Source organism: Streptomyces sp. NPDC053367 (assembly GCF_044545925.1).
Taxonomy (GTDB): Bacteria; Actinomycetota; Actinomycetes; order Streptomycetales; family Streptomycetaceae; genus Streptomyces.
This window is the reverse complement of the sequence record NZ_JBITYN010000010.1, coordinates 82465-94633: the sequence shown is the minus strand read 5'-3', so window position 1 is coordinate 94633 and position 12169 is coordinate 82465. Positions and strand designations below refer to the sequence as shown.

Annotated in this window: 10 protein-coding genes; 5 read left to right on the top strand and 5 right to left on the bottom strand. The window is 73.9% G+C overall.

Annotation, left to right across the window (positions count from 1 at the left end; translation table 11 throughout):
- Nucleotides 1-70: 70 nt before the first annotated feature.
- Together ACIGXJ_RS27230 and ACIGXJ_RS27225 are read right to left on the bottom strand one after the other, a co-directional pair.
- On the bottom strand, nucleotides 71-1270 hold the full coding sequence (locus tag ACIGXJ_RS27230; protein WP_399650991.1) for a cytochrome P450: 1200 nt from the start codon (nucleotides 1268-1270) through the stop codon (nucleotides 71-73).
- 131 nt (nucleotides 1271-1401) lie between these two features.
- Nucleotides 1402-2187 (bottom strand): alpha/beta fold hydrolase, encoded by a 786-nt coding sequence (locus tag ACIGXJ_RS27225; RefSeq protein WP_399650420.1) that lies wholly within the window; start codon nucleotides 2185-2187, stop codon nucleotides 1402-1404.
- Between the two features lie 199 nt (nucleotides 2188-2386).
- Here ACIGXJ_RS27225 and cyc2 point away from each other — a divergent pair, with 199 nt between their 5' ends.
- Nucleotides 2387-4543 carry a germacradienol/geosmin synthase Cyc2 gene (gene cyc2 / locus ACIGXJ_RS27220; protein WP_399650417.1) on the top strand — a complete coding sequence of 719 codons (2157 nt, stop codon included), beginning with the start codon at nucleotides 2387-2389 and terminating at the stop codon, nucleotides 4541-4543.
- 93 nt (nucleotides 4544-4636) lie between these two features.
- Here cyc2 and ACIGXJ_RS27215 read toward each other — a convergent pair whose 3' ends face one another.
- Nucleotides 4637-5539 carry an RNA polymerase sigma-70 factor gene (locus ACIGXJ_RS27215; protein WP_399650415.1) on the bottom strand — a complete coding sequence of 301 codons (903 nt, stop codon included), beginning with the start codon at nucleotides 5537-5539 and terminating at the stop codon, nucleotides 4637-4639.
- 230 nt (nucleotides 5540-5769) lie between these two features.
- Between ACIGXJ_RS27215 and ACIGXJ_RS27210 the strand changes: the two genes are divergently transcribed.
- Nucleotides 5770-6342 (top strand): PDZ domain-containing protein, encoded by a 573-nt coding sequence (locus ACIGXJ_RS27210; protein ID WP_399650412.1) that lies wholly within the window; start codon nucleotides 5770-5772, stop codon nucleotides 6340-6342.
- On the opposite strand, the gene ACIGXJ_RS27205 is transcribed toward ACIGXJ_RS27210, so the two are convergent.
- On the bottom strand, nucleotides 6335-7090 hold the full coding sequence (locus ACIGXJ_RS27205) for a metallophosphoesterase (RefSeq protein ID WP_399650410.1): 756 nt from the start codon (nucleotides 7088-7090) through the stop codon (nucleotides 6335-6337). The two genes, ACIGXJ_RS27210 and ACIGXJ_RS27205, sit on opposite strands and share 8 nt — an antisense overlap.
- Before the next feature lie 212 nt (nucleotides 7091-7302).
- Between ACIGXJ_RS27205 and ACIGXJ_RS27200 the strand changes: the two genes are divergently transcribed.
- Nucleotides 7303-8430, top strand: coding sequence for an aminopeptidase P family protein (locus ACIGXJ_RS27200; protein WP_399650407.1), 1128 nt, complete (start codon nucleotides 7303-7305; stop codon nucleotides 8428-8430).
- Nucleotides 8431-8493: 63 nt separating this feature from the next.
- Entirely contained in the window at nucleotides 8494-9411 is a 918-nt protein-coding gene (locus tag ACIGXJ_RS27195) for an aminoglycoside phosphotransferase family protein (protein WP_399650405.1), read from the top strand.
- A gap of 133 nt (nucleotides 9412-9544) precedes the next feature.
- On the opposite strand, the gene treZ is transcribed toward ACIGXJ_RS27195, so the two are convergent.
- Complete coding sequence (treZ, locus tag ACIGXJ_RS27190) at nucleotides 9545-11293, bottom strand: malto-oligosyltrehalose trehalohydrolase (RefSeq protein ID WP_399650402.1); 1749 nt, start codon at nucleotides 11291-11293, stop codon at nucleotides 9545-9547.
- A gap of 211 nt (nucleotides 11294-11504) precedes the next feature.
- Here treZ and ACIGXJ_RS27185 point away from each other — a divergent pair, with 211 nt between their 5' ends.
- Nucleotides 11505-12056, top strand: coding sequence for an FHA domain-containing protein (locus tag ACIGXJ_RS27185; RefSeq protein ID WP_399650399.1), 552 nt, complete (start codon nucleotides 11505-11507; stop codon nucleotides 12054-12056).
- Nucleotides 12057-12169: the final 113 nt, after the last annotated feature.

Here is a 12169-nt window from a genome sequence, read left to right as displayed (position 1 = left end):
GGGCGCCGGCCGGCCCGTCATGAGACCTTCCCCGCCCAGGCCCGGGGCGGGGAAGGACGATTCGGCGGCGTCAAGTCACGTACAGGGGGAGTGACTTGACGCCGTTGATGAAGTTGGAGACCAGCCGCCTCGGCTCCCCGGCCGTCCACGGCCCCGGCAGCGCCCGCAGCGCCTCGCGGTACAGCACCCGCAGCTGGAGCCGCGCGAAGTGCGCGCCCAGGCAGACGTGCGGACCGTCCCCGAACGACACATGCGGGTTCGGCGCCCGCGACAGGTCCAGCCGACCGGGCTCGGCGAAGACCCGCTCGTCCCGGTTGGCGGAGGCGTGGAGGACGACCACCTTCTCGCCCGCCCGGATCCTCCGCCCGCCCAGTTCGGTGTCCCGTACGGCGGTACGCCGGAAGGTGAGGACGGGTGGATGCCAACGCAGCAACTCCTCGACCGCGCTCGCGAGTTCGTGCCTTCCGTCCCGCAACTCCTGCTGTGCGCCGGGATGCTCCGCCAGCGCAAGCAGTCCGCCCGGCGCGGCGCTGCGCACGGTGTCGTTCCCGGCGACCGTGAGCAGGAAGAAGAACATCTCCAGCTCGGCCCCGTCGAGTTCGGCGTCGTGCGCGAGCACGGTCAGCACGTCGTCGCCCGGCTGCCGCCGCTTGTGCGCGGCCAGTTGCCGCGCATAGCCGAACATGTCGCGCAGCATCGCGGGCGAGCGCGGGTTCACCGGCCGGCCCCGGTCGTCGAGCACCGGCGTCCCCGCCTCGTCCGGGTCCTGGTAGCCGATGACCCGCTGCGTCCAGTGCAGCAGCAGCCCCCGGTCGCTCTCCGGCACACCGAGCAGATCGGCGAGGTTGAGCAGAGCGTAGTCGTCGGTGACCGCGGCGACCACGTCGACCGCGCCGCCGTCCTCCCGGGCCAGGCGCACGGCCTCACCCCACAGGCCGCGGGCCCGCTCCTCCGCGACCGCGGTGAACCGCTCCATCCGCCCCGGTGTGAACGCCCGGCTCACCAGCCGCCGCAGCCTGCCGTGGTGCGGCGGATCCTGATTGAGCATCATCCGCCGGATGAACGGCAGGTCCTCCGGGTCGGGATCACGGATCTGCGTCGCTCCGGCGTACGACGAGAAGGAGGCGGCGTCCTTCAGCACCCGCACCACGTCCGCGTGCCGGGTGACCGCCCAGAACCCCGGCCCGGCCGGCCAGCCCAGCACCTCGGGCTCCTCCTGCCAGGCCACCGGGTGATGGTCGCGCAGGACGCGGTAGTCGCCGTAGGGCACGGCGGTGGCGTACCGGCGGGGGTCGAAGACGTCGGGGACCGGGAGACCTGCGGCCGGGGTCTCGGCTACCGGCGTCTCGGCGGCGGGGGGCTCGGGGGCCGGGGGGCGGCGGGGCGCGGTCCCGCGGTCCGTCACGCCCGGTCGTCCTCGTCGTCGGCGCGCAGGAAGTCCTCGGCCACGCGGACCAGTTCGAGGGGCGTCTCGTCCATGGCGTAGTGCCCGGCGGACGCCAGCTCGTGCAGGGCGGCGCGCGGGTACCAGGCCATCCACGTCTGCCGCATGACGTCCGCCGACAGGGCCGGGTCGAGCGCGCCGGTCAGCGCCAGCGCGGGTACCGGCGCGCCCTCCACCCGGGCGTGGAAGTCCTCCCGGGCCCAGGAGTCCAGCCAGACGCGGAAGGCCTTGGCGTCGCTGACCGCCAGGGACCGGGCGACCATGCGGTCCAGCCAGGCGCCGGGACGGCACCCGCCGGTGGTGAAGTCGATGATGGCCCGCCGGTTCTCCGGCCGGTGCGCGGCGTCCGCGAACAACTCCCACTGCTCGGGCGGCAGCGCGAGCCCCGACGCCGGGACCGGCGACACACCGACGATCCTGCGCAGCCGGTGCGGTGCCACGGCCAGCAGCCGCTGGGCGACCGCCCCGCCCATGGAGTGCCCGACCACCGAGAAGCGGTCCCAGCCCAGCCGGTCGGCGAGTTCCACCAGGTCCAGCGCCGCCTCGCCGGTGGTGTACGAGCCCGTGGCGGCGGCGGCCCGCCCGTAGCCGCGCAGATCGACCAGCGCGTACTGGAAGGACGTGCGGTCCAGATCCGGGACCACGGGCGCGTACGCGGACCGGTCGGCGAACCAGCCGTGCACCGCGAACACCTTGTGGGCACCGTCGCCGTGCAGCTCGTGCGGGAGCGTGAAGGAGGTCATGCGACCAAGGTGACCGTCGGGACGCGGCCCGGCAAGAGCGCGCGCGGGGGACCCGGCGCGGGACGCGCGAGAACCGCGCGAGGGCGCTCCGTGGCGCGGTCGCGTCGGAAAAGTACTGGTTTCGGCGGTTGTTCATGCGATGGAGTGATCATGTGGGGCCGGACGGATGCGGCTTCGGGCACGCGGGTAGGGCCCGGCCATGACGCAGCCGTTCGAACTCCCGCACTTCTACATGCCGCATCCCGCGCGCCTGAACCCGCACCTCGACCAGGCCCGCGCCCATTCGGCCGAGTGGGCCCGCGAGATGGGCATGCTGGAGGGATCCGGGGTCTGGGAGCAGGCCGACCTCGAAGCGCACGACTACGGCCTGCTCTGCGCCTACACCCACCCCGACTGCGACGGCCCGGCCCTCTCCCTGATCACCGACTGGTATGTGTGGGTGTTCTTCTTCGACGACCACTTCCTGGAGACCTTCAAGCGCAGCCAGGACCGGGCCGGCGGCAAGGCCCATCTGGACCGGCTGCCGCTGTTCATGCCGATGGACCCGGCGGCGCCGATGCCGGAGCCGGCCAACCCGGTCGAGGCGGGGCTCGCCGACCTGTGGACCCGTACCGTCCCGGCGATGTCCGAGGACTGGCGCCGGCGTTTCGCCGTCGCCACGGAACACCTGCTGAACGAGTCCCTGTGGGAGCTGTCCAACATCAACGAGGGCCGGATCGCCAACCCGGTCGAGTACATCGAGATGCGCCGCAAGGTGGGCGGCGCCCCCTGGTCGGCCGGGCTCGTGGAGTACGCGACCGCCGAGGTGCCCGCGGCCGTGGCCGGCTCCCGGCCGCTCAGGGTGCTGACGGAGACCTTCTCCGACGCCGTGCACCTGCGCAACGACCTGTTCTCCTACCAGCGGGAGGTCGAGGAGGAAGGGGAGAACAGCAACGGCGTGCTCGTCCTGGAGACCTTCTTCGGCTGCACCACCCAGGAGGCCGCCGACACCGTCAACGACGTCCTCACCTCCCGCCTCCACCAGTTCGAGCACACCGCCTTCACCGAGGTCCCCGCGGTGGCGCTGGAGAAGGGGCTCGGCCCGGCCGAGGTCGCGGCCGTCGCGGCGTACACCAAGGGACTCCAGGACTGGCAGTCCGGCGGCCACGAGTGGCACATGCGCTCCAGCCGGTACATGAACCGGAACGCCCTGCCCGGCTCGCCCTGGAACCGCCCCCTCGGCGGCGGCGCCGAACCGCGCGCCCTGCTCGCCTCGGCGGGTGCCGAGCGGCTGCGCGCCTACACCCACAGGCCGTTCCAGAAGGTAGGACCCTCCGTCGTGCCGGACATCCGCATGCCGTTCCGGCTGCGCCTGAACCCCGGCCTGGACGGGGCCCGCGGCAGCCTGCTGGCGTGGACACACCGCATGGGCGTCCTCAGCGAGGGCGTGTGGGACGAGGACAAGCTCGCCTCCTGCGACCTGGCGCTGTGCTCGGCGGGTCTCGACCCGGACGGCAGCCAGGAGGCCCTGGACCTCAGCGCCCACTGGCTCGCCTTCGGCACCTACGGCGACGACTACTACCCGCTCGTGTTCGGCCGCCGCCGCGACCTCGCCGCCGCCCGGCTCACCACCGCGCGCCTGTCCGCCTGTATGCCGCTCGACGGCGAGGAGCCGATCGTCCCGGTGAACGGCATGGAACGCATGCTGACCGACCTGTGGGCGCGCACCACCGCGACCATGGACCCGGCGGCCAGGCGCACCCTCAAGGCCGCGGTGGACGTGATGACCCAGGCCTGGGAGTGGGAGCTCGCCAACCAGATCCAGAACCGCGTCCCCGACCCCGTCGACTACCTGGAGATGCGCCGCGCCACCTTCGGCTCCGACCTCACCCTCAGCATGTGCCGCAGGGGCCACGCCCCCTTCATCCCGGCCGAGGTCTACCGCAGCGGCCCCGTGCGCTCCCTGGAGAACGCCGCGATCGACTTCGCCTGCCTGCTCAACGACGTCTTCTCCTACCAGAAGGAGATCGAGTACGAGGGCGAGGTCCACAACGCGATCCTGGTGGTGCAGACCTTCTTCGGCTGCGACTATCCGACGGGGCTGCGGATCGTCGCGGATCTGATGAACCGGCGCATGGAGCAGTTCGAGCATGTCGCCGCGGTGGAACTGCCCGTCGTCCACCAGGACTTCCGGCTGTCCGCCGAGGACCGCAAGGCGATGGAGGACTATGTGGGGGCGCTGCGGAACTGGATGTCCGGCATCCTCAACTGGCACCGCCACGTGGACCGCTACAAGGCCGACTACCTGGCCCGTCGCACCCACGGCTTGCTCCCGGACCGCCCGCCGGCCCCGGCCCTGTCCCTGCTGGGAGGCTGACCCGTCCGCCCCGGCGCGGGCGCCTCCCCGGCCGCCGTGGCCCGGGAGGAGCAGCAACGGCCCCGCGGACCGCCGGGACGGCCCCCGCCGCCCTCAGCGCAGGGCGAGCGGGGTCTCGGTGGTCATACGGGTCAGCTTGTGCGGGTTGCGGACGTAGTAGAGGCCGGTGATAGCGGAGCCCTCGACCTGGGCGGCCAGGACGCCGTCGACCTCGCCGTCCATGTGCACGAGGAGCGCCGGGGTGCCGTTGACCACGGTGGGGGAGAGGCCGATCGTGACGTCGCTGTTCTTCTCGAGCATCGCGAAGAAGAAGCGGGTGACCTTGTCGGCGCCGAGGATCGGCCGGGGCGCGGCCTGCTTGACGCCGCCGCCGTCGTTCACGAGGACGACCTCCGGCGCGAGCACCTCCAGCAGGCCTTGCGGGTCCATCGTCTCGACGGCGCGCCGGAAGGCCTCAAGAGCCGCGCGGGACGCGCTCGCCGGGACCGTCCGGCGCGGGCGCCGCTCGTCGACGTGGCGGCGGGCGCGGTGGGCGATCTGCCGGACGGCCGCCGGGGTCTTGCCGACGGCCTCGGCGATCTCGTCGTAGCCGACGTCGAAGGCCTCGCGCAGCACGAACACGGCCCGCTCGGTGGGCGCCAGCGTCTCCAGGACGAGCATCATCGCCATCGACACGCTCTCGGCGAGCTCCACGTCCTCGGCCACGTCCGGCGCGGTCAGCAGCGGCTCGGGCAGCCAGGGCCCGACGTAGGCCTCCTTGCGGCGCTTCATGCTGCGCAGCCGGTTGAGGGCCTGCCGGGTCGTGATCCGCACCAGGTAGGCGCGCTGGTCGCGCACCTGCTCCAGGTCGACGTCGCTCCAGCGCAGCCAGGTCTCCTGGAGGACGTCCTCGGCGTCGGCGGCCGAGCCGAGCATCTCGTAGGCGACGGTGAACAGCAGGTTCCGGTGGGCGACGAACGCCTCCGTCGCCGGGTCGGCGGTGGCGTGCTCGGTCATCTCTCGGCCCTTTCGCCGCAACGTTCCCGCCCTGGGCAGCCGTTCACCCGCCACCGGGATTCGGCGGCGCCCCACGATAAGCACGTCGCCGCAGGTCACGCAGCCCGATTCACGGATCCGCGAGCGGCTCAGCGGGTAAGGCTGCCCGCGGCCCGCCGCGGGGCAGTCTCACTCGTTCGTGGCTCGTCGCGCCGGGGTGCGCCGGGTAGAGCACCAGCCGGAGGCGAACCATGGAACAGACTGCGCTGCGTCCCAAGCCGATGCCCGGCCAGGAGCACGGGGGCACCAAGGGCCGGGAGGAGAGGCCGGCCCGGCGGCCGCACGCCGCGCGGCGCCGTGGCCGGCGGCTCACGACCCTGCTGTTCGGGACGTTCGTGGGCATCGTGCTGGTGCTGTCCGGGGTCGGTCTCGGCACGGTGGGCACCACCGTGATCGCCATGAGCAGGCTCGCCGAGCTCCAGCACCGGCTGCCGCCCCGGCCGCCCGCCCCTTCCGCGCGGCCCGCGCCCACGCGCGCCCCGGCCCCACCCGCTCCCGCGGGCGCCACGCTCGGCGTGGAGGCGGTCGACGCCGAGAAGGCGGGCGCCCTCGTCGTCGGCGTCCATGTGCCGGGGCCCGGCTACACGGCGGGCCTGGTGCGCGGGGACGTCCTGCTCACCTTCGGCGACGCCCGCGTCGACACGGCCGCGGACCTGGTCCGCGCGGTCGGCGCGGCGCGCCAGGGGCGGGCGGTCACCGTGACGGTGCGCCACGAGAGCGGCGCCTACCAGCAGTTGTCCGTCGTCCCGGGGGTCGTCACGTGACCACGCGGAAGTGGGTGGTCAGCCGGCCGGCGTCGTCCAGGATGTGGAAGGCCAGCCCCACCGGCGCGTCCCGGTCGGCGACCTGATCGTCCTCCCAGGGCAGATTCAGCGTCCAGGTCACGCCCGGCCCGACGAGCAGCGGCCGCCCGGCGAAGACGGTCGCGGCGGGCGTGTGCGCGTGGCCGGTGATCAGCCCGGCGATCTGCGGCCGGCGCTCCAGCAGCGCGGCCAGCCGGCCGGGGTCGGCCAGCTGGTAGGAGTCCGGCAGCGGGTGGTGCAGCCCGACGGGCGGGTGGTGGAAGGCGAGCAGCGCGGGCAGGCCGGGGTCCAGGCCGTCCAGGGTCCGCTCGATCCAGTCGTACGTCTCCTCGTCCAGCGCCCCCTCGTCCGCGCCCGGGATGCTGGAGTCGCACATCAGCACGGCCCCGCCCGGGAACACCCGCACGCTGTCGACCGGCCCGTCGGCGGCCGGTTCGCCCAGCAGCGCCTTGCGGTACGGCGCCCGGCTGTCGTGGTTGCCCGGGCAGGTCAGCACCGGGAAGGGCGCGTCGCCGTCGCGCAGGCCCAGCACGCGGGCGGCCTCCTCGTACTCCGACTCCTCGGCGTGATCCGCGATGTCCCCGGTGACCAGCAGGGCGTCCACCCGGCCCGGCAGCCGCCACAGCCGGTCGCGCACCCGCTGGGCGCGCTCGGTCGCGCGCGGGCTTCCGTCGAGGTGCAGGTCGCTGATGTGGGCGAGTACGAGCACGGTGGTGTGGCCCCCTGTGAACGGTCTAATGGATTGAGTCGATCAAACCATTAGGGCTAATGGTTGGGCAAGGGTATGGCGTTAGCCGCCCGTGGTGCGCGGCGACCGGCCCGCGCGACAGGCCCGGCCGGCCTCGCCAACCGGCTCGCGTCGCCCCTCCCGGCCGGGCAGGATGCTCCCCGTAGCCCCTTCGCCCGTCCAGGGAGGCCCGGATGACCGGCAGTACGCCCGCGCCCTTCACCGCCGACGACTACCGGGCCCGTATGCGGCGGGCCGCGCAGGCGGCCGCCGACGCGGGACTGGCCGCACTGCTCGTCGCACCCGGACCGGACCTCGTGTGGCTCACCGGCTACGCGCCCACCGCGATCACCGAACGGCTCACCGCGCTCGTCCTCGCCCCCGGTCACGATCCCGTCCTCGTCGTCCCCGCCCTGGAGGCCCCCGACGCCGCCAAGGCACCCGGCGCGCCCGCGCTGACCCTGCGCGACTGGACCGACGGCAAGGACCCCTACGCCCTGACCGCGGAGCTGCTGCGCGCGGACGGCCGGGTCGGCGTCAGCGACAACGCCTGGGCGCTGCACCTGCTGAACCTGCAGCGGGCGCTGCCCGGCACCTCCTACGCCGCCCTCACCGACGCCCTGCCCATGCTGCGGGCCGTCAAGGACGCGGCCGAACTGGAGCTGATGGCCGCCGCGGGCGCGGCCGCCGACGCCACCTTCGAGGACATCCGCACGCTGCCCTTCGCCGGCCGCCGGGAGTCCGACGTGGCCGCCGACCTGGCCCGGCTGCTGCTCGAGCACGGCCACGAACAGGTCGACTTCACCGTCGTCGGCTCCGGCCCCAACGGCGCCGACCCGCACCACGAGGCCGGCGACCGCGTCATCGAGCGGGGCGACATGGTCGTACTGGACTTCGGCGGCCTGCGGCACGGCTACGGCTCCGACACCAGCCGCACCGTCCACGTCGGCGAGCCCACCGAGGAGGAGCGCCGCGTCCACGACGTCGTGCGCGCCGCCCAGGAGGCCGGCTTCGCCGCCGTACGGCCCGGCGCGGCCTGCCAGGACGTCGACCGGGCCGCCCGCGCGGTCATCGCGGACGCCGGCTACGGCGAGTACTTCATCCACCGCACCGGCCACGGCATCGGCGTCACCACCCACGAACCGCCGTACATGATCGAGGGCGAGGAGCGGGAGCTGGTGCCCGGCATGTGCTTCTCCGTCGAACCGGGCGTCTATCTGCCGGGCCGCTTCGGCGTCCGGATCGAGGACATCGTCACCGTCACCGAGGACGGGGGCCGCAGGCTGAACGACACCACGCGCGAGATGGTCATAGTGGACTGACCGGGCCCCGCAACGGGCGCCCGCCCCCGGCCGACCACACCTCCGAGCGACAACGGCGCGACCATGACCCAGGCACCGACCCCCACCGCGGACACCGTCCGCCGGCTGGTCCAGACCCTCACCGAGGAGGGCACCAAGGACGCCGACGTGCGTGCCGTGCCCGAGAGCATCCGGCAGACCACCTGGTGGGTGGGCACCCGCCATGTGCTGCGCCTCGCGCCCGACCCGGACGCCTCCGTCCGGCTGCGCCGCGAGGTGCGGCTGCGCGACCTGGTCCGGCCGCACGTGCCGGTCGCCGTGCCGGTGAGCGTCGCCCAGGGCGAGTGGGCGCCCGGCCTCGCCTGCACCCTCGACACCAAGGTGCCCGGCGGCTCCGGGGACCGGCAGGACGTCTCCGCCGTCGGCGAGGCCGACCTCGCCGGGCTGCTCACCGGGCTGCGGGAGGTGCCCGCGCGCCAGGCCGAGATCCTCGGTGTGCCGCGCACCTCGCCGCGCTCCCTGGAGTCCCTGCGCCGGGCCGCCGGCCTCGCCGCGGAACGCCTCGCACGCGCCGACGAGTTCGACCCCGCGCGGCTGCACCAGCTCACCCCGCCCGCGGCCGTCCAGCTCGCCGCGCAGCCCGGCGCCGCCGTGCTGGTCCACCACGCGCTGACCGGCGACCACCTCGTCGTCAGCGCCGACGGCCGGGTGCGCGGCGTCCTCGGCTGGGGCGACGCGATCCTCGGCGACCCGGCCGAGGACATCGCGGGCCTCGCCCTCGCCGTCGGCTCCCCGGCCGCCGTGCGCGCCGCCACCCTCGCCGGCTACGGCGCCCGCCCCTGTCTGCGCGGCCTGTGGCTGGCCCGCTGCGACACGGTGATCCGCCTCGCCGCCGCCCTCGACGGCGACGACCCCACCCCGCTCCCCCTGCTGCGCACCCACCTGCGCCACGCCTGGGAGGCCATCCTCCTGGAACGGGTCACGGGCGACGACAGCCACTAGCCCCCGCCTCGGACGGCCCCGACCGGGGACGACGCCCTCACCCCGCACGCTCCGCGGTTGAGGGAACACGGCCACGTGCGCCGACCGGAGGGGCCACGGCTGGAGCCTCTGCCGGGGGCGGCGCCCTGGCCCGTCAGTCCTGGGTCAGCACCACGCACGACTCGCCCGGCAGGTGCAGCACCCCGTCCTCGCCGGGCGCCTCGACCGGCTCCCACGCGGCGAGGACGCGGACCGGGCGGGTGCCGAGCTGGAGCGGAGCGGATTCCTTGCCGAGGTTGACGGCCACACAGATGTCGCCGCGCCGGAAGGCGAGCCAGCGGGCCTCCTCGTCGTAGGCGACCTTGGTGTCGGAGAGGTCCGGGTCGGTGAGGTCGGGCAGTTCGCGGCGCAGCGCGAGCAGCTGCCGGTACCAGGCCAGCACACGCGCGTGGGGCTCGCGCCCGGGCTCGGACCAGTCCAGGCAGGAGCGCTCGCGGGTCGCCGGGTCCTGCGGGTCGGGCACCTCGTCCTCGGGCCAGCCGTACGCGGCGAACTCCCGCCGCCTGCCCCGCCGTACGGCCTCGGCGAGCTGGGGGTCGGTGTGGTCGGTGAAGAACTGCCAGGGCGTGCCCGCCGCCCACTCCTCGCCCATGAACAGCATCGGCGTGAACGGCGCCGTCAGCGCCAGTGTCGCCGCGCAGGCCAGCAGCCCGGGGGAGTCGGTCAGTGCCGCGAGCCGGTCGCCCTGGGCGCGGTTGCCGATCTGGTCGTGGGTCTGGGTGTAGCCGAGCAGCCGGTGCCCCGCGACCCGGGCGCGGTCCAGCGGACGGCCGTGCCGGCGGCCCCGGTACGTCGAGTACGTGCCGTCGTGGAAGAACCCGCCGGTCAGCGTCTTCGCCAGGGCGGCGAACGGGGCCCGCGCGAAGTCGCCGTAGTAGCCCTGCGACTCACCCGTGACCGCGGCGTGCAGCGCGTGGTGGAAGTCGTCGCTCCACTGCGCGTGCAGGCCCAGCCCGTGCTCCTCGCGCGGGGTGATCATCCGCGGGTCGTTCAGGTCGGACTCGGCGATGAGGAACAGCGGCCGCCCCAGCTCCGCCGCGAGATCGTCCACTCCCGCCGACAGCTCCTCCAGGAAGTGGTACGCGCGTGTGTCCACCAGCGTGTGCACGGCGTCCAGCCGCAGCCCGTCCAGCCGGTAGTCCCGCAGCCACGCCAGCGCGCTGTCCAGCAGGAACGCCCGCACCTCGTCGGAGCCGGGCGCGTCCAGATTGACGGCCTGCCCCCACGGGGTGTGGTGCGTGTCCGTGAAGTACGGCCCGAACACCGGCAGATAGTTGCCGTCAGGGCCGAGATGGTTGTGTACGACGTCCAGGACGACCCCGAGCCCCAGCTCGTGCGCCCGGTCCACGAACCGCTTCAGCGCCTCGGGCCCGCCGTACGGCTCGTGCACCGCCCACAGCGACACCCCCTCGTAACCCCAGCCGTGACGCCCGGGGAAGGGACACAGCGGCATCAACTCCACGTGGCTGACGCCCAGTTCAGCGAGGTGCTCAAGGCGTCCCGCGGCCGCGTCCAGGGTGCCCTCGCGGGTGTAGGTGCCCACGTGCAGCTCGTACAGCACCGCCCCCGGCAGCGGCCGTCCCTCCCAAGGTGTGCGCCAGGTGTAGCGCCCCTGGTCGACGACGGCGCTCAGCCCGTGCGGGCCGTCGGGCTGGCGCCGTGAGCGCGGGTCGGGCCGTACGGGGCCGTCGTCCACGGCGAAGCCGTAGCGCGAGCCGTCGTCCGCCTCCGCCTCGGCCGTCCACCACCCCTCGCGGCGCGGATCGCGCTCCATCGCGTGCGTGGCCCCGTCGCACTGGAGCGTCACTCGGCCGGCCTGCGGTGCCCACACCTCGAACTGCACGGACGGTTCCCCTTCGTCTGCTCAGTGATGGAGCGCTCGGTGATGCAGCGGCTGCGGTAGTTGTGACGCAGCCCCCACCATGGTGCGTCAACCGAGATCGATCCGGGTTCGAATCCCCGCCTTTCCCCGCAGGTGTCCTGAGGTGCACGCGCGTGGCCGCCGTTTCCCCCTCTCCTGGACACCCGGGGTTCACTGACCGACAATCACCTGCGTGACGTCGTCCTTCGAGTTCCCCACCTACCCCGCGCGGTTGTCCGACGCGGAGCGCGACAAGGCGCTCAAGGTGCTGCGCGACGGCGTCGCCATGGGCCGGCTGTCGCACGACACGTTCATCCGGCGCATGGAGCTGGCGCTGGCCGCCCGCAGATCCGACGAACTCGTGGCGCTCACCGCCGACCTGCCCCGGGAGAGCCGGGTCTCGCGGCTGGTGTTCGGCACCGTCGAGGCGGTGTCCGGGTTCACCGTACGGCTGCGCAGGGCCTGGCAGGCCGAGCGGCTGCCCAAGCTGCTGCTTCCTCACCCGGCCAACGGGCACGCCCTGCGCATCGGCCGCGACCCCGCCTGCGGACTGCGGCTGAGCCATGAGACGGTCTCGCGCGTGCACGCCGAGCTGACCCGGCAGGGCGGCATGTGGGTGCTGCGCGACCTCGGCTCCACCAACGGCACGACCGTGAACGGCCGCCGGGTGATCGGCGCGGCCGTCGTCCGCGAGGGAGACCTGGTCGGCTTCGGCCGCATGGCGTTCCGGCTGTCCGCGACCTGAACACCCCTCAAGATCCTTGTCGTGTCCGAGGTGTTGACGTACGCCATCGGCCGTGACTGACTGTGCGTACACCATGCACACCAGGTGAACCCCCGGTCCCACGCCACGGAGGT